Here is a 22,118-nt window from a genome sequence, read left to right as displayed (position 1 = left end):
TTCGTGAAAGTTCTGCTCATCACACACTCATATGACCCGGAGGCCACGGCTCCGCAACGCCGGTGGAGCGCCTTCGTCGCCCGCTTGATCCACCGCGGGTGGGATGTCGACGTCGTCGCCCCCGCACCGCATCCGGACCGTTCTCCGGCGGACGCCGGCAGCGGCGGTACCTTCTTCCGCGCGGAGGACGGCCGGCACGGTGAGCGCGTGCACCGCGTCCCTCTGCTGCGACACACCGAATCTCGGCTCAGTAAGTTGGCGTCCAACGTGCTCAGCTCACTGAGCACGGTCCCGCGGGCGCTCGTGGCGTCCATGAGCAGTGGCCGCCCTGACGTCGTCGTCGTCACGGTCCCGGCGTTGCCCAACACCGCAGCTGGCTACCTCCTGTCCATCCTCTGGCGTAGACCCCTTGTGGTGGATATGCGCGATGCCTGGCCGGACTTGGCACGCGATGCCGCGATCGTCACGTCTCGGCGCCCGTCGGTGATGGAAGCTGTGGTGACCTTCGTCCAACGGAGAGCGGCCGCCGTCGTCTCCGTCACCGAAGGATTTGCGGAGCTGTTGCGCCAACGCGGTTGCCAACGCGTCGAAGTGGTGCCCAACGGTCTCACCGCTTCGCGCCTGCCCCGCCAGGCGGCGACGGCGCCCGCGCTGGCCTCGGCGGGGAAGCCGTCTTCTGCTGGCGAGCCCCTCCATGTGCTGTACCTGGGAAACCACGGCGAAAGCCAGGGGCTGGACGTCCTCATTGACGCCGCGCAGCTGGCCGGTGACTCCGTTCGCCTGCGCATGGTCGGTACCGGCACCATGAAGGAGGAGCTCATCGAGCGGGCGCGGGCCGCCGGTGCCGACGTCGACTTCCTCGAGGCCACGCACGGCGAGGAGACGTTGGCCCAGTACGACTGGGCGGACACTGCCGTCGTGTCCCTGCGGGATGACTGGCCGAGCTTTGAACGCACCATCCCCTCGAAAACGTTCGAGCTCTTGGCGGTCTCACGCCACATCACGGCCGCGGTGCGCGGCGAGGCATCCGAGGTGCTCCGGGCCGCCGGCGGGGCCGACGTCGTAGCACACGACGCCGAGGCGATGGCCGAGCTGTGGCAAGACCTTCGCCGTGACCCCGCGAGGCTCGACGTCGGCACGACGGGCCGACGCTGGGTCGCGGAACACCGCAATCTGGCGCGGCTGGGCGACCAGTTCGCCGATCTCTTGGCCGATCTACAGACGCAAAGGAACCACGCATGAGCGCCGATTCCGCCGGGAAGCTGACGCCGGGACGGCTCGCGGCCAACCTATGCTTGACAGCCAACACGGTGCGCGAACATCTTGGCGACGATCCCGTGGTGTTGGCCCTGCAGGTCGCCCGCCGATTACCCTCGGCGCCCGTTAGCGTCGCGGCGGCACTGGCCGCTCGTCTCGGGCGCGCTGACGCCTCGGTGGTCGGGGCCATAGCCCACGTGGTCCGGGGGCACGAGCAAACGGCGGCTGAACGCATCGAACGCGCGAGGGCGCATCAATTGTCCCCCGAGCGCGCCCGCAAGCTGGCCGACGTTGCGACAGCCATGGCGGAGATCGACCTCGCGGAGCGTCTACTCGACGGCTTGCCGTCCAGCGCACGGGTGGCCACCAGTGCGGCGCGTCTGGCTTGGCATCGCGGGCAGATGAGCGAAGCTGTGGCTCTGCTCGCCCCCTATGCCAGCGGCCCTCAGCGCGACCGGGCGGCGGCCACGCTGCACGGCCGGCTCGCGTCCGAGCTGGCGACGTTTTCCGGCAGGAGGCCACGCGTTGAAGCGCCGGAATCCTACGCTCCGGTGGCTCACCGCGTGCTGCACATGGCCACCAACTCGTTGCCTCACACGGGTAGCGGGTACGCGCAGCGCACCCATTCGATCCTCGTGGCGCTGCGCGAGGCCGGGTGGGAGGTCGCTGCTGCGACTCGACTAGGATACCCGGTGCAGGTGGGTAAGCCGTGGGCGGCCGACGTCGACGTCGTGGACGGCATCGAGTACCGCCGCATGCTCCCGTCGCGGTTGGCCGCCGGATTCGATGCCCGTCTGCAGCAACAGGCCGAGGAACTCGCACGGATGGTCGAGGAGTTTCGGCCCGCGATCCTGCATACGACCACGCACTTCGTCAACGGACTGGTTGTACGGGCCGTCGCCGAGGCGTACGGTCTTCGGTGGGTCTACGAGGCGCGGGGTCAGCTGGCTGATACATGGGCGTCCACCCGCGGACCCGCGGCGAAGGACTCGGAACGTTACCGGCTCTTCAAGGAGCGTGAAGCGGAGGTGGCTCGGCACGCCGACGCCGTCGTCACGTTAGGCGAGGCCATGCGGACCGAATTGATTGGGCAGGGGGTCTCCGCCGAGCGACTTGAGATCTGTCCCAATGCCGTCGGCGAGTCGTTTCTCGCAGAACCGGGCGGGACGACGGCGGCACGGCAAGAGCTCGGTCTACCGGCCCAGGGCCTCTACGTGGGCACCGTCTCCAGCATCGTGGGCTACGAGGGGCTCGACACGTTGGTGGAAGCGTTCGCGCTGTTGGCCGCCGAGCGTGGCGATATTCGTCTCCTGATCGCGGGCGACGGCGCCGCCCTGCCGGGCCTGAAGCATCGAGTCGCACAACTCGGACTGGGGGACCGGGTCATCTTCCCGGGCCGCATCCCGCGCCCGCAGGCGAGCACCTATCATCAGGCGCTCGATGTTTTCTCCGTGCCCCGCAAGGATTTGGAGGTCACGCGTCAGGTCACGCCGTTGAAGCTCGTCGAGGCCTCGGCCTCGCGCCGCCCCGTGGTGGCTTCCAACCTGCCGGCGTTGGCTGAACTGGTGGAGGACTCGGTTACCGGGTACCTCGCAGCGCCGGAGGACCCCGCCGACCTCGCCGCAAAGATCGGAACCTTTTTCGACGACGCCGCCCTGCGCGAGCGATTCGGCCAGGCGGGCCGCGCGTGGGCGTTGGCGGACAGGACGTGGGAGGCCAACGCCGCCAAATACACGGCAGTCTACGAACGACTCGGCGGCACTCGCTCCACGGTCTGAGTACGGTCCGTACCCGACGCGAGAACCTCACGGCACGAGAAAAGACGCACGGGGTGCCCAGCGATCAGCTGGGCACCCCGTGCGTTGTGACGGCCGGAGCCGGTGTCAGGCTTGCGTGCGCACGTCCCCGGCGGTGGACATCAACACTGGCGCGCCCAGCTGATCCTCGAGGGGGAGGGACCCGATGAAGGACAGATGTACGCGGGTAACCCGCGGCCAGGAACTCGAACTAAAGGGCTTCTTCTCCGCAAAGACCCGAAGTGTGATGGGAACATCGGCGGACGCCGGGGTCAGGTACCGCACAATCACCGGATCCGAGCCCTCCGCCAGGTCACGGCGGATCACGTGGTCACCGACGGTCAGCTCGTAGAACAGCCGTCCCGTGGCCTTGGGGTTGGCGTAGTCGTTGGTCAAGCGGAAGCACAGCTCGGCCGGAGCTGAGATGGTGCGGCGTAGCTGACCCGTGAGTTGCGCCGACATGCCGCGCTGGGGCGCCGTGGTGGGCAGTGCCACCGAGATGCCGTGCTTGCCGACGGCCGGGGCGCCTGGGCCCGAAACGGGCAGCTCGACCCGCTCCGAGGACGCCTGCATGGCCTGGAATCGCCCACCACGGACATCAGTGAGCCGCTCACCCAGTTCTTCCTTCGCCGGCAGGCCGGCCACCGCACTCTCCTCGGGCACGGTGTAAACAGCGTCCACCCGGCGACTGTCCGCGATGGAGGTGGCGGCTACGGACAGTGCTCGGCGTGCCCCCGCTTCCAATTCCCGGACGGCTGCATGCGTCGCTTCAGGCAGGTCCGCGCCAACGGCCGCGAGCAACTGCCCTGCGAGCTCCTCTGCGGTTGCCTCGAGGGGCAGTCCGAATTCTGGGCGGCCAACTTCCTCAAAGTGCCGACGCACCTTAGGGTCGTAGCACAAGCCAACGGTGGGCAGCCCGAGCCGGTGCGCTACCAGACATGCATGCAAGCGCATCGCCACGAGTGCCGACGCGGACCGGTAGACGGCGGCGAGCTGCGCCGTCGTCAGCGGTGCGGTCAACGGGATCACGGGTACGTCGGCGCCCAATTGTGCGGTCACCAATTCGATGGCGCGCCCGTCAAAGGACTTTCCGGCCTGCATGGGCACTCCGACGACGGCGATTGGCTCCTGGTCGGCCAGCGAGCGCAGGGCTGCGGCCACGCGAGCGCTCACGGCGTCCATGTCGGCGTTCTTCCAAGGGCGCATATTGAGGGCAATGATGCGACGGCCGGCAGCCGAAAGTTCCCGCACCTGCTCCGGTAGGTCTGCTTCGGTGGGCTGGGGCAGATCGACACCGTAGACGACGTCGGGGCCGACCGTAATGCGATCCTGAGCCACCGGCAGGGACTGGAGGACTCGGGCTGATTCCGGGTCCCGGACATAGAGGCTCTCGGTGTGCTCCGCGAGGAACTTCACCGTCTGGCGGGCCCCGTAGTCGTCCAACGGGCCGACCCCAAGACCGACCACATGGTAGGGCCGATCCAGCACGCGGCCCATCATCGGCAGGATGCCGAACCCAGCCATCGAGATTTTGCCGCCGTTGAACAGGGACAGGAGGCCACCGCCCGCTTCATACGTGTAGTCATGCCACAGGCCGCCGCCGCCCACGATCACGGCAGAGGCCGTTTGGACCTCGTGCGCTGCGGCGACGTGATTGGTGCGTTGGAAGGCCTGCAGACCGTGGCTGGCTTCAACATTCGCCGGGTTCTCGGCGGCGACGACGACCTGCACGGAGTCGTCGTGCTGCGTCAGAGCCTGAGTGATCGAGCCAAGAATCATCTCGTCGCCGAGGTTGCGGGCACCGTAGAACCCGGACACGATGACCTTCTTAGCCCGGCCGTGACTGACGGAGAGCGTCTCCCGCAAGGCGTGACGACGCTCGTCGGAGAGCCAGCCGGAATTCTCTTCCGTCAGATCTGCGAGGCGGGCAAACAGCTCCATCCAACGGTGCTCATACAAGTGCTCGGTGATCACGCGGCGGAAGCCGTTTTCGGCAATGCGGTCATACTCGTCGGGATGATCAAGTAGCCACTGAATCTTCTCGGCGAGCTCTTCCTTGGATTCGTAGCCGACGATGTCCTCGTCATACGTGAAGAACTTGGCCATCTCATCGAAGCGGCCGGTGGCGACCAAGGCCCCTTGCCCGGCGGATTCGAAGACACCGCATTTAATGTTGATGAAGCCAGCCCGGGTGAGCGGAAAGTTCACGTGGATGCGGCCAGCCTTGAGGGCTTGGACGGTTTGCTCACCGGAGACGGTGATGGAGTCCGGGATTTCCCAGCCTCGCCCGTAGGTGCGCACGTCAAATTGTTGGGCCAGGGAGGTCATGACCTCATTGCGGTCTGGCCGGTTGTTGGCGTGCCCAAGGCAAATAACATCCGCCTCAAACTGCGGGTCGTACGGGATCTGCTGGGTGACGAATCCGCGGTCAATGCCAAAGGGGAAGTAGACGGTGTTTTCGACTCCGGCTTCGCGGTACATCTCCAGCGCGATCTCCGCGTTGGTCGTGTGAATGTCGAACACGTGGTTGTGGTCGCGCACCGTCGGGAAGACGTCCGGATCGCTCAAGGTAATGCCCACCAGAGCGATACCGCGGTCCTTGACGCGCTGCGCTTCTTCTTCGGTCATCGTGAGCCCGCCCGCGCAGAAAATCACCACCTGCGGAGCAAAGTTCTCCAGGAAGGGCTCCAACCGGTCGTACTTGACGTAAATCGGGCCCATTCCGCCCGAGACCTTGTGAGGATTGTGCAACATCCCTCGGTGCTGGCGAGTATCCACGTCCAGGACGTGATGGCCCAAGTTGCGTAGTGACCGCGAGAGTGAAGAGACAATGTCCGTGGTGCCGTTCACGGAGGTGCCTACAAACAGCACCCTCCAGTGGAAGCCTTGGTCGAAGATCTTGTCAGCCAGCTCGCGCCGCAGGCCCTCGATGGTGGTGTTCACGTGACTCCTCGGGTCAAACTTTTTGGGTCCTCGCCGTCGTGCAAGCACCCCGTGGTCGGTAGACGCGCCCGCGCGGGGATCGTCTCTCTCCGACGTGTTCGCCCATGACTATACTGGGGGCTTGACCGTTGACCGACCCGACACCCGGTGACAAGCCGGAACGAGCTGTCATCACAGTGGGTTGGTAGCGCGACGAACCCCCAAGTGCTGCTCGCGAGTGAAGGACAGCTAACCCGTGCATGAGACAGGATCGCCTCACCCACGGCCCGCGTGGCCGGGGAACGACGACGCCGAGCAACTCCTCGCAACGGCGCGTGAAGAACTGGCCGCGATCCACGCAGAGCACACGCGCCTCTTGGCCGAACGCAATAGCCTCGCTCGCGCACTGCGGGACAGCAACGGCTACTTGAAAGGTGGACCTCGGCTGCGGGCGGAGGACCTTGCCCAGCGCGTCAAGCGCCGGGTCGGCGAGCCATGGCGAAACGTCCAGAAGAATCGTGGGGCTCTTCCCGCGTTCGCAGGGGCCTTGGTCAAGGCCGTCGTTGCGGAAACTCTGGCCCGCCCGGTGGTGCTTCGGCGTCGCTTTGCGGCCATGAATACGGATCCCGCCACCAGCGAATATACCGCCCATCATCCGGTGGAGCAGGCGCGGATCTCGCGGCGGTATCGAGCAGGGAGGCTCTGGGCATCCGCCTTGGAGCCCACCAACGGACAGGACGCCAAGTTCCTTCACGCGGCTAGAAAACTCGCGGCCGCTGATGGATCGATTACCGAGAACGTCCGCCTCGCGGCCAAGCTCCTCGCGACCGATCGCCGCTTCAAAGAGTCTGACTACCGCATCCTGGAAGGCCGACTGATGGAGTTGTCCGGCTGGATTCCGCGGCTGCCGGGTGAATCGGAGCACATTGAACCGCGCTCCGCTGAGACCATCCTGCATCTGGTTAAGGAGAGCCGCCCGTATCACTCCAACGGATTCACCTCGCGCAGCCACAATAATTTCGTGGCGGAGGCGCAGGCTGGCCTTGAGCCGGTCATTGTCACCGAACCAGGTTTTCCGCGCGACGTTGTGGGGGAGTCGTTCGAGCCTCTCGAGGTGATCGACGGAATCGAACACCATCGGTTGGACTTGGGTCCGCACCACACCGACCTGCCGGTCAATCAGTGGTTGCAGGACTTCGCCTGGCTCGCCGCGGACAAGGTCCGGGACATCCGGCCGGCCGTGATTCACGTCAGTTCCGGGCGACGCGGGTATGAAACTGCCCTCGTTGGACTCGCACTCCAAGAAAAGTTTGACGTGCCGTTGGTGTACGAGGTGCGGTCCTTTTTCGAGGCCACGTGGACCAGCGAAACAGGGGTCGACGTTGAGAGTGAAACCTACTGGCTGCGTTGCGCCGTCGAGGAAATGTGTATGCGCCGCGCCGACCGCATACTGACGCTGGGGCACGCCATGCGGGACGAGTTGATCTCCCGCGGGATCGACGCCGAGAAAATTGAGCTCGTGCCCAACGCTGTCGACTTGGCGCGGTTTCAGCCGGCAGCCGCGGCCGATGTCGCCGCATTGCGTGCCGAGTACGGGTTGACGATGCCCACGTTTGGTTACGTCTCGAACATGGACCACCGCCGTGAAGGGCAGGAACTGCTCATCGAGGCCGCGGCCCGGATGAAGGAGAACGGCCAGCAGGCGCAGTGCGTCTTGGTGGGTGGCGGCACGCGGGTGGAGGAACTGAAGGCCCTCGCTGCCGAACGTGGCGTCAGTGACCGGGTGATTTTTACGGGCCCCGTGGACCACCACAGCATTGCCGGTCACTACGCGTTGATCGACGTCTTCGTCGTGCCGCGGATCCGGGAGCGCGCGGCGATTTATGTCACGCCCCTCAAGCCCTTCGAAGCCATGGCGATGATGCGCCCCGTCGTCGTCTCCGACCTACCCGCGTTGGTGGAAGTCGTTGATCCACCACACCGTGGCCGAGCGTTCGCCGCCGAGGACGTGTCCAGCCTCGTGTCGACGGTGACCGAACTTCTGCACGACGAACAGGCTCGGGCCGCGCTGGCCGATGCCGGACGCGCGTGGGTCGAAGCGAGCCGTCAGTGGAAGCACAATGGCGAACGCTATCGGCAGGCTTTTGCCCACGCGACAGCGCACCGGCGCGCTGCCACGGCGGAGAACGCGAATTCCGACCAGCCGCAGAGGGAGCAGCAACCATGAAATTGCAGTACCACGGCTTTCAGACCGCCGCAGGGTCTCCCGTTCGAGAGGCAGCGACGGCTATTCGCCATCAGGAAGCTGCCGGGCGAGCGAAGCCGCTCCTCGTCGGCTACACGCCGGTGGCCCGAGTCAACCCGTTCCAATCATTGCTCTATAGCCAGCTGCGGCAGGCTGGCATCGCCGTAGCCCCAATCACCGATCCCTGGGCGTTTGATGAGCTGCTGAGACTTGCCCACCAGACCAGCGGCGTCGTGGTCCACATCCACTGGCCGAGCTTCGTGCTCCGCGGGGTAAGTAGCTCCGTGGAGGCGGAACAACGAGTCGACGAGTTTGAGGCCAAGGTGCGGGCCTTCACCGCGTCCGGTGGACGCTTGCTCTGGACGGTACACAATTTGGTGACGCACGACGCTGTCTACGTGGATGCGGAACTGCGTCTTCAGCAGCTCATCGCGGACTCAGCGTGGCGGATCCATGTCATGCACGAGTCCACGGCATCGTTGACGCAGGATTTTGTCCGCCTAGAGGACGCCAAGACCTTTGTGATTCCCCACCCGGCTTACCTCGGTGCTTACGAGGATTACATCACCCGTGCTGAAGCGAGGGAAACCTTGCAGATCGACCCGGATGAGGTCGTGTACACGATTTTTGGGGCCATCATGGCCTACAAAGGTATCGAGGATTTTCTTGAGGGCTTTGACGCGGTGGCGTCCTCCGGTCGCCCGCGCCGACTCATCGTCGCCGGTGCCGGCGATGGTAGCGAGAAAACCGAGCGTCTCCTTGATCGACTTCGTGCACACCCGCGGGTTTTGCTCGACGACCGAAAGGTTCCTGCGGACCGCGTACAGTTCCTCCTGCGCGCTGCCGACATCATGGTGGCCCCGCATGCACGCGCGCTCAACAGTGGTGCGGCCCTCCTCGGCCCGACGTTTGAACGGCCGCTGCTGGCTCGCCGAGTCGGGGTACTACCGCACCTATTGGAACAGTCCTTCACGGAATTCTTCGACGGGCCCCAGAACGCCGCGGAGGCGATCATCGCTGCCGACCGACTGGTCGGCGAGGAGGCCCGCAGTGCGGCGGCCGACTTCGCCGTTCGCCATCATGCGTCGCGCATTAGCTCCGATTTTGCCCAGTACCTGCTGACGGAAGCGGCCGTCCCGGCCGGATTGGATGTACATGAGAACGCGTAAGAAAATTGGCCTGATTGGATTCTTCGGGTGGGGGAATTACGGCGATGAGCTGTTCCTCAACCTCTGGAAGGACCGGCTCGGTGGATTGTTTGACGCCGAGCCCATCAATACCAAATTAGCCGTGCCGTACTTCGATGAGCCGGCTGAACAGGTCGCCGAAAAATATGATGCGTTCATCATCGGTGGCGGCGACTTGGTGATTCCATCAAAGATCTCCCAGCTGTACTGGGATCCCGCCTGGCTCGCCAAGCCGGTTTACATTGCCGGGGTCGGGGTTCCCACCTGGATCACGCATGAAAACAAGACTGTGGTGAAGAAGATGCGCGAGTTCTTCCGGCACCCCAACGTGAAATCCATTAGTGCCCGGGACGAGGAAAGCGCGGAGTGGATCCGCACTCGCCTGAGGCCTCGGGTCCCAGTCCGCGTTTCGCCGGACTTGGTGTTTTCGATGGACATGCCCGAACCGCGCAGCTATCCGCAAAAGACACTCGGTGTGGTGGTCAGGTACCGGCGCAGCGGGGCCGATGACTACAGCAATGTGGCCACGCTGGCCGCGGCCGCCCGGAAGGAGGGGTATTCCGTGGTGGCCATCGTCCTCGGCACCGGACAAACTGGCCAAGCCGACGTCGACGTCGCTCGGACCTTGCCCTTTGACGTCGATGAAATTATCCACAGTGAGTCGATCGATGAGATTTCCTCCGCGATCGGCGGCCTCGACGCCCTCGCGTCGATGAAGTTCCACGGAACCGTGGTCGCTGCCAGCTACGGTGTGCCGACCATCGTGCTTTCCCCCACGTCGAAGAGCCAGAACCTGTACCGCCTCTTGGATCGCAGCCCGCTGCTGTCTCATCTTGAGGACGAAGACGTGGCGGATAAGCTGCCGCTGACGCGCTTGCGCGTGCCGGACCTGCTCATCGATGAACTGCATCGACGTTCGGATGCCGAACTGCGGCGCTTGGTCGATCAAATACAGCGCGAGAACGATCCGGCCGGCTACGCTCAGCGGTTGGCCACCCGCACGGCCCACACAGCGGCCTCCACCGCTTCCAGCGCGCAAGCGAGGCTCGGGACCGCGTTGGGGTGGCGCCTGAAGAAGCTACGTCAGCGTCTCGACTCCGGAAAATAGAGGGGCCGCGCCGCACAGGGTGGCCGCCGAGCGCGTGCCCAGGACAACCGCAAGGTCCGGGGCACGCGCTCGGCGGCCACCTCACATCACACGCCGTGTTCTGCCAAAAAGGCGCGAATGCGCGGCTCACGCCATTGATGGTCCGCGTAGAGGGCCAGAATCTTCGCCAACGTGGCGACGGCGTCGCTCCGCTCTGCTGGCTTGACGGCGTCGAGCTTGTTCAAATACCAGTCGCGCACGTACTGCTCGAGGCGCGTCTCCGCATAGGCGTCAAAGAGGCCGACCTCATGGAGCCACGCAACACGGGGAATCTCCAAGAGCAAGTACTTCTCGAAAAAGCGTGCGCCAACGGTATTGACCGTAGAATCCTCGACCGCCGCGTAGTACGTGTGAATGACGCGATCACTGAGCGCCATTTTCTCCGTGTGGAACAGCACCTGTTGGAAAAAATAGCTGTCCTGGCCGGCCGCCCCCACGGGTTGGACCAAGTGGAGGTCGCGCAGCCAATCCGTGCGGGCCACCAGAGCCTGAATGCTCACGGGGCGGAATTTAAGCTTGGCCAGTGTGGCTTGAGGCACGGCGACGAACTCGCCGGCGCCGCCGGTGGCTTGGCGAAGATAGGCGACGTTGTTGGAGACCCGGTACGAGTCGCTCCAGCGGCTCATATTGCCGGCCGCGATCTCAGCCTCGGGGTGCGCGCGGAGGAGTTCCACTAAGTGGGCAAACCCGTCCTCCGTCGCCTCATTGTCAGGATCGAGGTAGGTGACGAACTCGCCCGTGGCCAGTTCCAGGCCTTTGTTGCGCGGGCGCGAGGCGGAGCCACTGCCACCATCGCGGAACCGATAGTGCACGGCCCGGGGCAGTTGCGCAGCCAGTTCTTTGACCGTCGCCGGGGTGGCGCCATCGGTCGACCCGTCGTCAACGAGGATGATCTCCATCTGCTCGAAGAGGGAACTGCGGCGCAAGGACTGGATGCACTTGTACTTCAGGTGCTGACCATTGTTGTAGATCGGAACGACGACGGACAGGAGAGGGCGCTCTGCGTGATGCGCCGCGGTAACCGTCACCGTACGCACGCCGCGTGGCCACGAACCGAAGTGGTCAATTCCGTAGTAGTCACTCTGGCTGCACTCGTGAGTGTCGGCCGAGTCGGCAGAGACCCAACGGGATCCCAAGCCAGCGGCGGGCGTGCCGTCCACGTACTGGTGGGCGCGAGCATCGGCTGCTTCCGCCGGGCCGTCCAACTTGCCGGCCTGCTGAGTTGACGCGTACTTATAAGCGTTGAGGTGATCCAGAGCGTAGTTGACGCCGTAGTCCCGGTGCGATGTCACGTCGAGGACGACGTTGGCCTGTGCGGCGTTCGCGGCGCGCTCGAGGTGCTCCGGGGCGACGACCTCAACCGGGCCGATGGATTGTTTGGCGAACTGACTACGGAGTCGATCGTCAGCGTGATCAGCAACGGCGATAGCGCGCAAGGTGCGATCTGGTGTGGAGAGACCGACGGTGGAGAGAATCCGGTCGAGCCCGTACAGCGAGAGATTTGAGCCGAAGGCATCGCGGATGCCGCGCACCTGAATGGTGCGCTGCTGGTCAAACGTCAAGGAGTCAATGAATCCGGCGACGTCGGCTGCCGAGTTGGCCAGATGCACGTGCGGAAAGCGCGAATTCAGCCCCAGGTTATAGTTGCTGATCACCACCGTGCCGGAGGCTTGAAGCTCGATGGCCCGGTTGGCGTACATCGTTTTGCTGCCGATGACCGAATTGAGGTTGAGTGCAAAATCGCTCACCCGCTGCAGATCCATTAAGAAGGCGTGTGGAACTGCATTATGTACGAAGGGCAGGACGGGGCCCGGGAACATGTAGGAAAGACTGCGCAGTTCGGAATTGCGGTCGAAGACCAGCAAATCGCGGTGGCTACGACGGACGCCCTCCAGCAGGGCCCTGCCCCAGGTGGCGCGCTCCGGATACTTGTCCTGATGCCACGAACCTGCGAAGAACACGGAGCTGACGGGACGGAGGCGGGATCCAATCGGCGAATGGTGCAAGGGGTTGACCCCGAAGGGGACGACGTCGACAGACTGCACATCCGGACAGTCGGCGCGGTAGTGGGGAACGACTTCCTCCGCCGTGGTGACAACGGCATCGGCTGCGGCGGCGACCTCAACGAACCAGGAATAGTTGGGCGGGTCTTCCTTGGAGTAAAAGACCACCGGCACGCCTCGCCGGCGGAAGGCGGGGATGACGACGTCGAGCAGGTGACGACGGGCACGGGATCCGGGGGTGCCCACGCCTCGCCAACAGGCGCCGTCGTGGCCGCGCCACGTCGACGCGACGAGAAGAACATCTGCCTGTGTCGCCGTCTCGGCATAATTCTCGGGCGTTACGGGTAAGAAGTCCGCCAGTGCCTCAAAGCTCGTGACGAGGAAAGGGTCGGCGATGATGGCGATTCGCGTCGTTAAGGGGGCGTGGGCGCGACCCAACTCACGAGGGGGCAGGCCCGCTATCGCCCGCTCAGCGGCCTCGAGCGCACCCCGTTCCGACACGCCGCGCAGCGCGCGCGCTTCCGGTGAAGAGGCCAGTTCTTGAAGGCCTGCCGCTGCGGCATCGAGCTGAGGTAGGCGGGCGTCGATCAGCTCAAGTCTGCGGAGCGCCTCGTAGGAGTCAAATGGTCGCTCACTGGGGTTCGGATCCGTCACTTCAGTCGCTCCTGGGCGCGCTTTTTCAGCGTTGAAGCGAGAGTGCGTGAGCGGCGGAGTACCACGGATTCTTTGACAACGTCACGCAGTTTGATGAGGCCCGACGCGCGAGCCAGAGACCGCGTGAGTCCGTGCACGCGCAGTTCACGAAGTTCTTCCTCGAGTTCGACGACGCGAGCCTGCGCCGCACGTTCGCTGCGGTAGGACTCGCGAAGCTCGGCGCGCAGTTCGTTCAGGGCCGTCTCGACGTCGCTCGGGGTGCTGGAAGCGTTCATGAGTCCGTGGCGGTTTCCTCTTCGTTGGGGCGGCACAGTCCGGCGGTTGCCCGGGCACCTGACCAGGTGTTGGTCCTAGCCATCCCAGTTTACGGGACGGGCCGTCACGCGCTCGACAGGGCCGGAGCAGGAGTGTCTGCGCGAGCAGAGGCTGGCCATTAGTAGACTGTTACCCACGCCGCGTCTGCAACGGCGCGTCATGGGAAGAGGTAGGAGTTCTGTGGACAGCCGCACAACAGCGCAGGCGTCGGACGCCGAGAGTCAGCCGGTGCAGCCGGGCCGGGTCGATCGGCCGGACAAGGCCACCGTCACGGTCAACATGAATCGGCTGCAACGGGTCGGCCAGCGCAAGGGACTGGGGACCTACCTCCGCGAGGTGTGGCAGTACCGTCACTTCATTTTCTACGACTCAAGGGCACGCGTGGAAACCCGAAACGAGGGCTCTGCGCTGGGCAACATCTGGCTGGTGTTGACCCCGGTCCTCAACGGCTTGACCTACTTCCTGGTCTTTGGCTTGCTGCTCGGAACCCGTGATGGTGTTGAGAATTTCCTGGGATTTCTCATCATCGGCGTGTTCATGTTCAGCTTTACCAGCCGCTCGATTAACGCTGGCGCCCGAGCGATCCAGCAGGGCCGGTCCCTGATCACGTCGTTCCGGTTCCCCCGCATTTCACTGCCGATCGCCGTGACCTTGCGCGAATCTATGGCATTCCTGCCCGCTGCGATCGCGATGATTGTCATGGTGGTGATCCTTCCCGACGACGAGACCATCACGTGGCGCTGGCTCCTGTTGATTCCAATCTTGGCTTTGCAGGTGCTTTTCAATCTGGGCCTATCGCTTGTCTTGGCACGCGCCGTCGCCTCCGTGCGGGACGTGGGGAACCTCTTGCCGTTTGCGACGCGGATTTGGCTCTACAGCTCAGGTGTCTTCTACTCCGTTGAGCGGTTTACGGACAATCCCACGGTGTTGACGATCATTTCCTTCAATCCGCTCTTTCAAGTATTGGAAATGACTCGCGACGTGATCCTGTACGAGTCGCTGCCCGGATGGGACTCGTGGGCCATCCTCGGCGGTTGGGCAGTCATCCTGACAGTGGTAGGCATCATTTACTTCTGGCAGGGAGAAGAAAAGTACGGGATGGAAGGCACGGCATAGTGAGCAGCAACGGCGATACCACCACCGAAGAGGCAGATCTGGCCTTGCCGCAGCGCCCGAGCTATGTCGGTGACCCCGCTGTGGTCTTGAATAACGTGGCCATGACGTTCTACGTCTCGACGGAGTCGCAGGAAGAACGACAAAAGCAGTCGCGCCTCAAAAGGGCGTTCGACAGCGTCGTGAAGAGTAAACCGACCGTGCAGGTCAAGGCGCTCAAGCCGCTCTCCCTCGTGGTCGAACACGGTGAGTCGGTGGGCATCGTGGGCCGAAACGGCTCGGGAAAGTCCACCCTCAGCAAGCTCATCAGCGGCCAGCTCCGTCCCACCCGGGGGACGGTCTCAGCCACAAGCACGCCCATCATGTTGGGGGTGAGCGCGGCCCTCCAGCCGTCGCTGTCGGGTTCTCAGAACATCTGGCTGGGGTGTTTGGCGATGGGCATGAAGCCTGGGGAAATTCGTGAACGGTTTGACTCGATTGTGGAGGTGGCTGATCTCCGCGATGAAATTGAACTGCCGATGGGAACCTATTCTTCCGGTATGGCCTCGCGCCTCCGATTTGCCATTGCTGCCGCCGTTGAGCCCGAGATCCTCGTCATTGATGAGGCTTTGAATACTGGCGACGCCGCGGTCAAGGACCGAACTAAGGCGCGCCTCGATCAGCTTCGAGAGCAAGCTGGATGCGTGTTCTTGGTCAGCCATAGCATCGGCACCATCAAAGATATGTGTTCCCGTGTGCTGTGGATCGACAAGGGCGAGCTGATCATGGATGCGGACCCAGAGATCGTGTTGCCGAAGTATCGGACGTACATGCGCCTCCTCGCCAAGTCGTCCACTGAGCACGCGAATATCTACCGACGCCGCCAAGAGAAGCTGAACCAGCGCATCAAAATCGATCCTGTCCGCGATTAGGCCCCGGGACTCCGCGTCCCGAGGCCGCCCCGGACAAGGTCCCGCGCGGCCTTGGGACGCGGCCCAGCTTCTAGTGGGCTTTGCGGCCGAGGGCCTCGAAGCGCCACCCAGCCTCGGCCCACTCGGTGGGATCGAGGACGTTTCGGGCATCAATCAACTGGTGCTTGCGCACCCGGGGAGACAAGTCGGACGGACGGAGTGCCTTGAACTCGCTCCATTCGGTCGCCAAAATGGTCAAATCGGCGCCCGCAGTGGCCTCGGCCAAACTGTCAACGTAATGCAACCGGGGGAACCGGCGGGCGGCATTCGCGTTACCTTGTGGATCGTAGACGCTCACGTCAGCACCCGCGTTGTACAAACGGGCGGCGACGTCGAGTGCAGGGGAGTCGCGCACGTCGTCGGACTCAGGTTTGAACGCCACACCAAGGACCGCAATGCGCGCCCCTTTGAGCTCCTCCACCATGTGCGTGGCCAGGTGCACCACTCGATCCCGCCGGCGCAGGTTAATGTCATCGATCTCGGTCAAGAACCGCATGGCGGAGGCGGCGCCTACCTCGTTGGCGCGGGCTTGGAGGCCGCGGATGTCCTTGGGGAGGCAACCGCCACCGAATCCCACGCCGGCATTGAGGAATTGACGACCGATACGGGCGTCATGCCCCAGCGCGTCGGCCAGGATTCGGATGTCCCCGCCGACGAGTTCGGTCATTTCACTGAACGCATTGATGAACGAGATCTTGGTGGCGAGGAACGCGTTGGCAGCCACCTTCACGAGTTCGGCCGTCTCAAAATCGGTTTCGATCAGTGGCGTACCGGTGGCCAGTGGTGTGGCATAAACGCGCCGGAGAATCTCCCGCGCCCACAGTGCCTCGTCGGCAACCTGGTCATCTGGGGACGCAGTGGCCGCGGTTCCCGTGCCGACGACCAGTCGGTCCGGTGTGAGGGTATCTTCAACGGCACGACCCTCGCGCAGAAACTCGGGGTTCCAGGCGAGCGCGATGCGACCGCCCGTCCGTCCATGCTGGGCGCGAACGTCGTCAATCATGCCGCGCAGCCGACGAGCTGTCCCGACGGGAACCGTCGATTTGCCCACAATCAGGGCGTCGCGGTCGAGATGCTGGGCCAATGAGGTGACAGCTGCGTCAACGTAGGTCAGATCCGCCGAGTGTTGCCCCGCCCTTTGCGGCGTCCCGACGCCGATGAAATGCACGTCGCCGAAGGCCGCGGCCTCCGCGTAATCCGTGGTGAATCGAAGCCGGCCAGTCGCGAGATGCTTACGCAACAGTTCAGGCAACCCGGGCTCATGGAACGGTAAGATGCCGGCCGCCAGCGAGTTGATTTTGGCCGGGTCCACGTCGACCCCGAGGACCTCAAAACCGAGCTCTGCCATGCACGCGGCATGGGTCGCTCCGAGATATCCAGTGCCGATCACAGTGATGCGTAATTCCATGTTCGTCATGGTACTCATCGTCAATCCGTTATTTCGGCGGTCTCATCAAACTCTCATCGAGGAAATAGTGGCTCGGAGGTGAATTCATCGGGCTGAGGTCTCGAGGTTCTCATCAAGTTCTCATGTCATGACGACCAGGGGGTGAGAGGGGTGAGGACGATGTGGGTGGCCTATGACCATGACGTGGACCGCCTGGAGTTCGGCGCGCGTTCGCCGGGACATGTGCGGAACGCGGTAGATTGGTGGTTCATTCAGTCCAGTCAGGAGCCGAAGATTCATGCACTTGAAGTCGCTGACCGTGCGCGGGTTCAAGTCCTTCGCGTCCGCGACATCTTTTGAGTTTGAACCCGGCGTGACCGCAGTGGTCGGCCCCAACGGCTCGGGAAAGTCCAACGTCGTCGATGCACTGGCGTGGGTGATGGGCGAGCAGGGCGCTAAGACCTTGCGGGGCGGCAAGATGGAGGACGTGATCTTCGCCGGGACCTCAGGCCGGCCCCCGCTGGGCCGGGCGCAGGTCACGCTCACGATCGATAATTCCGATGGGGCACTTCCCATCGAGTATTCCGAAGTCACTATTTCCCGGACGCTGTTCCGTGCTGGGGGCAGTGAGTACGCCATTAACGGCGACCAGTGCCGGCTTTTGGATATCCAAGAACTCCTGTCCGATTCCGGATTGGGCCGCGAAATGCACGTCATCATTGGCCAAGGTCAATTGGACCGCGTCCTGCACGCAACCGCTGAGGATCGTCGGGGGTTCATCGAAGAGGCCGCCGGAATCCTTAAGCATCGACGGCGCAAAGAGAAGACGCTCCGCAAGCTCGATGCGATGCAGGCGAACGTGCAGCGGCTCGACGATCTGACGGGGGAAATTCGGCGCCAACTGACGCCGCTCGGTAAGCAGGCAGCCGTGGCACGCCGTGCGCAATCCGTGCAGTTCGACCTACGAGACGCGAAGTCGCGGCTGCTTGCCGACGACCTGGTCACGCTTCGCGTGGGGCAAGAACGGGATGCGCACGCGCGAGCCGAGCGCGAGGAGAAGCAGGCCCGGCTGGGTGCGGACGCACAGCGGGCCCGCCACGAGGTGGCGCGGCTCGAAGTGGAAGCGGCAGCGGCAACGCCAGCACAGAACGCGGCGCGCGATCTGGTGTACGCGCTGTCCTCGGCTGTGGAGCGTTTTCGCTCGTTGGGTCAACTGGCTGAGGAGCGGGTGCGGCTGCTGGGACGGCACGACGACGGGGCCCCGAGCGGCCATGATCCTGACGACCTCAGAGAGCAGGCTGACGAGCTCTCCGAGGAACTCGAGGAACTCCAAGAACAGAACGAGGACTTCGCAGACGCGCTCGACGAGGCGATCGCAGCACGCGGCGCAGCGGAAGAGTCGGCGGCCGCAGAAGAGCAGCGACTCACGACCGTCCTGCGCGCGGCGGCCGATCGGCGGGAGGGCCTCGCTCGGCTCGCCGGCCAGGTGGCTGCCGCGCGGAGCCGGGTGGAGGCCGCCGAGGGCGAACGCGATCGATTGCGGGCGACGGTTGCGGATGCGCGGGAGCGTCGTGACCAGGCCCAGCAGGAATACACCGTCCTCGAGCAGCGGCTGGCACACACTGATGGGGAGCCCGTGGACGCACTCGAGGCAGCGCATCGGGAGGCCGTCGACCACGTTGATGCCGCGAAAGCGGCGGCGCAACAGGTGCAGAAAGAGTCGCGCGATGCCTACGGGGCTCGGTCCGGACTTCAGGCGCGCGTCGACACGTTGACGGCCTCCCTGCATCGGGCCGACGCGTCCGAAGTGGTGGCTCGCCGGTGGCCGGACACGGTGGGCCCGCGTTTTTCCGCTCACTTACGGGTGGAGCCCGGATACGAGCAGGCGATTGCAGCGGTCCTTGGTCCCTTCGCCGAGGCGTTGACTGTTAGTTCAGGTGAGGCCCCGAAGATCCTCGATTTTGTCGTGGCGGAGGATCTGGGCCGATTGCACGTGATCCACACCATACCCCTCGGCGCGGGGGCCAGCGGCGAGCATCCAGAATCGGTCCCTCCGCCTGAAGGGTGCACGTGGGCGCTGGACGCCGTCGAGGCCGCAGAGGGATTTTCTGCGATCGTTGCGCAACTGCTCAGTTCTACGGCCATTGCTCACGACGTCGCCACGGCCTACGCAGCCTTCTCGACGGCGAACTCTCGGCTGCGGCAGGTGGCCACCACCGGGGGCGTCGTCGTCACCCGCACTGGTATCGAGGGTGGGACCCCGCAGGCACCGTCCCTGTTGGAGCAACAGGCGCTCGTTGAAGCGGCTCGGGAGGAACTTCAGGCAGCGGCCGCGCGCGAGGAGCGCGTCAGCGCCGACTTGGATGCGGCGCGGGAAGCCCTGCGGTCCGCGGAGGAATCCGAGCACCAGGCGCGGCAGGCCCATCGCGAAGCCGAGCACCGGAACGCCCACGCGAGCCGGCAGCTGGCCCTACTGACGGCACGTTTGCAGCAGGCCGACGCCGAGGCTGAACGAGCGGAACACCAGGCGGAGCGAGCACAGGAACAGATCGCGGCGGAACTGCAGACGCTGGAGGGCGTGGCAGCTCGTCTCGACGCAGCACAGACTGCGCCTGAAGACGACGAGGAACCGTCGTCCGAGGAGCGGGATCGGCTGAATGCTGTGGCAGCAGCGGCGCGGCAACGCGAAGTCGAGGCACGGTTGGCGCTGCGCTCGTCCGAGGAGCGGGCGGCCAATCTCAACGGGAGAATTCAATCGCTGCGACGCGCTGCGGAAACCGAGCAACGCGCACGCGTCGAGGCCGAGCGCCGGGCACGCCAGCGGGCCATCCACGCCGAGGCGGCCCGCGCCGTGGTTGCGGCGGCCCACGAGGCCGCTGGTGTAGCCGATCGTTCCCTGGCCCGTGCCCGCCACGATCTCGCAGAAGCTGAGGCAGAGCGCACGCGGCTTGAAGCCGAGTTGGGTGATGCCCGTAAGGTCGCCAGTCATCTCGACGAGGAACTCCGGGTATTGGCGGATCGGGCGCATCAGGAGGAGATGGCTCACGCCGAGCATCGCCTGCGGATCGAGGCCGTGGAGAACAAAGCCGTCGAAGAACTGGGGCTGACACCGGAACATTTGGTTGAGCACTTCGGGCCGGACCAGCCGGTCCCCGTGCCGGACGATGATCAGTGGGCCGAGCTGCGTCAGGAAGTCGACGAGCACGGGCAGCCGCTCACGGCGGGTAAGCCGTACGACCGCAGCGAGCAGCGCAAGCGGCTCAAACAGGCCGAGAAGGATTTGGCCTCCCTCGGCAAGGTTAATCCGCTCGCCCTCGAAGAATTCGCGGCCCTCGAGGAGCGCCACAAATTCCTCGTGGAGCAGTTGGAGGATCTGAATTCCTCGCGGCGTGACCTGCTGGAGATCATCAAGGACGTTGACGAGCACGTCGAAACCGTGTTTGCGGAGGCGTTCGAGGACACCCGGCTGCAATTCGAGCGCGTGTTTGGCCGCCTGTTCCCGGGGGGCGAGGGCCGGCTGGTCCTGACGGCTCCGGAGGACATGCTCAATACGGGGATCGAGGTCGAAGCACGGCCAGCCGGCAAGAAGGTCAAGCGGTTGTCCCTGCTCTCTGGTGGAGAACGGTCGCTGACCGCGGTGGCGCTGCTCGTGGCCATTTTCAAAGCCCGCCCATCGCCCTTCTACGTTATGGACGAGGTTGAGGCCGCCCTCGATGACACGAATTTGGGCCGCCTCATCACGATTTTCGAGGAGTTGCGTGAATCCAGCCAGCTGATTGTTATCACGCACCAGAAGCGCACGATGGAGGTGGCAGATGCCCTGTACGGGGTGTCCATGCGCGGTGACGGTGTCACGCAGGTGATTAGTCAGCGGCTGGAGCGAGTATCCGGCGCCTCGTCGGCATCGGACTCGGAGCCTTCCGCCGCCACGTGATCCTCGTGCGCCGGCGGCACGCGCGTCCAGGCGAAGACGCCAACTAGCCCAATCAGTCCACCCACCGCGAAGGCCCACCCGTAGCCGACCTGATCCGCCATGAATCCGGCCACGACTGGACCCAGGATGGCGCCGAAGTCCATACACATTTGAAACGTGGCCAGCACGCGCCCGCCGCTGCGGCCTTGTCCGACGACGTCAGCCACCGCGGCCTGCTGTGCCGGATTCATGACACCAATTCCCGCTCCGGCGATCACGGAGAGCGCGATGAACACCACCTCGTTCTGCGCGAACCCCAGCACGCCCATGGAGACGGACCCGATGAGGAGCCCCACGATCACCGGGAGCCGACGCCCAAACCGATCCGTCAGTCGTCCAGAGAACGTGAGCGTTGCCGCGTTACCGACGGCGAAGAGGGCTAAGGAGATCCCGGCGAGAACTTCTCCATGCTCCGCAAAAGCGAAGACGGCGAAGAGCGGAATCATGGCCACGCGGACCCCAAAGTTGGTCCAGCCGTTAGCGAAGCCTGAGACGAGCGCGGCCCGGTAGGTCGGCGAGGACAGCGCCTCGGCGACGCTCAGCGGCGGCGACGGTTCGGAATCGGGCTCGGTGCTTGCTGCCGTGCGACGCCGCACACGGGCGAGGGAGAAGTGGACCAAGGCGGCGGCCACCACGAGCGCTCCGCCGTAGAGGAAGAACGGGAGACGGTAGCCAAAGTTGGCTAAGAGCCCACCGATGACGGGTCCGGCGATATTGCCCATGAGGAAGGCGCCAGCGTAGAGCCCCGAGATGCGGCCGCGGATCTGTGGTGGTGCAAGCCGCGCGATGAGCGCCATGGCGGAGACGGTGAACATCGTCGACCCGATGCCGCCGAGTCCGCGGAACAGGATCAGCAGTTCGTAGTTGGGTGCGAGGCCAACGAGGATCGTCGAAATAGCCACCAGCAGTACGCCGCCGACATAAACCACGGGCTCGCCGAGCCGTTCTGTCAACCGTCCGGAAACGGGGGCGAACGCCAATCGGGTCAGGGCAAAGACGGACACGATGAAGCCCGCGGCGGCGAGGGAGACGTCGAAGCTTGCCGCGTACTGCGGCAAGATCGGGGCAATAATGCCAAAGCCGATGGCGATCACGAAGGCCGCGCCGATGAGGACCTTGATCTCGGCGGGGATGGTCACGTCTGCGCTGGAAGTTGCCATAGGCCTCCA

Annotated in this window: 13 protein-coding genes; 8 read left to right on the top strand and 5 right to left on the bottom strand. The window is 64.5% G+C overall.

The window, feature by feature from the left end; translation table 11 throughout:
• The first annotated feature begins 3 nt into the window (after positions 1 to 3).
• A complete protein-coding gene (locus tag IW252_RS01455) occupies positions 4 to 1,242 on the top strand; it encodes a glycosyltransferase family 4 protein (RefSeq protein WP_196834946.1) in 1,239 nt (412 codons plus the stop codon).
• Complete coding sequence (locus IW252_RS01450; protein ID WP_196834945.1) at positions 1,239 to 3,035, top strand: glycosyltransferase family 4 protein; 1,797 nt, start codon at positions 1,239 to 1,241, stop codon at positions 3,033 to 3,035. Before IW252_RS01455 ends, IW252_RS01450 begins: the two co-directional genes overlap by 4 nt.
• 105 nt (positions 3,036 to 3,140) lie before the next feature.
• Here the strand turns inward: IW252_RS01450 and IW252_RS01445 are convergent, their stop codons facing one another.
• Entirely contained in the window at positions 3,141 to 5,996 is a 2,856-nt protein-coding gene (locus IW252_RS01445) for a glycosyltransferase family protein (protein WP_196834944.1), read from the bottom strand.
• 235 nt (positions 5,997 to 6,231) lie between these two features.
• Between IW252_RS01445 and IW252_RS01440 the strand changes: the two genes are divergently transcribed.
• The 3 genes from IW252_RS01440 to IW252_RS01430 are packed head-to-tail and all read left to right on the top strand — an operon-like array spanning position 6,232 to position 10,515.
• A complete protein-coding gene (locus IW252_RS01440) occupies positions 6,232 to 8,202 on the top strand; it encodes a glycosyltransferase family 4 protein (protein ID WP_196834943.1) in 1,971 nt (656 codons plus the stop codon).
• A complete protein-coding gene (locus IW252_RS01435) occupies positions 8,199 to 9,389 on the top strand; it encodes a glycosyltransferase (protein WP_196834942.1) in 1,191 nt (396 codons plus the stop codon). The genes IW252_RS01440 and IW252_RS01435 overlap by 4 nt, the downstream gene beginning before the upstream one ends.
• Positions 9,376 to 10,515 (top strand): polysaccharide pyruvyl transferase family protein, encoded by a 1,140-nt coding sequence (locus IW252_RS01430; RefSeq protein WP_196834941.1) that lies wholly within the window; start codon positions 9,376 to 9,378, stop codon positions 10,513 to 10,515. The genes IW252_RS01435 and IW252_RS01430 overlap by 14 nt, the downstream gene beginning before the upstream one ends.
• Before the next feature lie 86 nt (positions 10,516 to 10,601).
• On the opposite strand, the gene IW252_RS13695 is transcribed toward IW252_RS01430, so the two are convergent.
• Both IW252_RS13695 and IW252_RS01420 read right to left on the bottom strand, forming a co-directional pair.
• On the bottom strand, positions 10,602 to 13,211 hold the full coding sequence (locus IW252_RS13695; RefSeq protein ID WP_196834940.1) for a glycosyltransferase: 2,610 nt from the start codon (positions 13,209 to 13,211) through the stop codon (positions 10,602 to 10,604).
• Complete coding sequence (locus IW252_RS01420; RefSeq protein ID WP_196834939.1) at positions 13,208 to 13,486, bottom strand: hypothetical protein; 279 nt, start codon at positions 13,484 to 13,486, stop codon at positions 13,208 to 13,210. Before IW252_RS01420 ends, IW252_RS13695 begins: the two co-directional genes overlap by 4 nt.
• 220 nt (positions 13,487 to 13,706) lie before the next feature.
• Here IW252_RS01420 and IW252_RS01415 point away from each other — a divergent pair, with 220 nt between their 5' ends.
• Both IW252_RS01415 and IW252_RS01410 read left to right on the top strand, forming a co-directional pair.
• Positions 13,707 to 14,642, top strand: a complete 936-nt coding sequence (locus IW252_RS01415; protein WP_331271393.1) for an ABC transporter permease — start codon at positions 13,707 to 13,709, stop codon at positions 14,640 to 14,642.
• Complete coding sequence (locus tag IW252_RS01410) at positions 14,642 to 15,550, top strand: ABC transporter ATP-binding protein (RefSeq protein ID WP_331271392.1); 909 nt, start codon at positions 14,642 to 14,644, stop codon at positions 15,548 to 15,550. The genes IW252_RS01415 and IW252_RS01410 overlap by 1 nt, the downstream gene beginning before the upstream one ends.
• Positions 15,551 to 15,620: 70 nt before the next feature.
• On the opposite strand, the gene IW252_RS01405 is transcribed toward IW252_RS01410, so the two are convergent.
• Entirely contained in the window at positions 15,621 to 17,015 is a 1,395-nt protein-coding gene (locus IW252_RS01405) for a UDP-glucose dehydrogenase family protein (protein ID WP_231365859.1), read from the bottom strand.
• Positions 17,016 to 17,274: 259 nt separating this feature from the next.
• Between IW252_RS01405 and smc the strand changes: the two genes are divergently transcribed.
• The gene (gene smc / locus IW252_RS01400) at positions 17,275 to 20,910 is read left to right on the top strand and encodes a chromosome segregation protein SMC (RefSeq protein WP_196834937.1); all 3,636 of its coding nucleotides are present in this window, start codon (positions 17,275 to 17,277) and stop codon (positions 20,908 to 20,910) included.
• Here the strand turns inward: smc and IW252_RS01395 are convergent.
• Positions 20,844 to 22,109, bottom strand: a complete 1,266-nt coding sequence (locus IW252_RS01395) for an MFS transporter (protein ID WP_196834936.1) — start codon at positions 22,107 to 22,109, stop codon at positions 20,844 to 20,846. The two genes, smc and IW252_RS01395, sit on opposite strands and share 67 nt — an antisense overlap.
• Positions 22,110 to 22,118: the final 9 nt, after the last annotated feature.

The organism is Zhihengliuella flava, assembly GCF_015751895.1.
Classification (GTDB): Bacteria; Actinomycetota; Actinomycetes; order Actinomycetales; family Micrococcaceae; genus Zhihengliuella; species Zhihengliuella flava.
The sequence above is the reverse complement of the archived record's forward strand: the minus strand, read 5'-3'. Positions and strand labels throughout refer to the sequence as shown.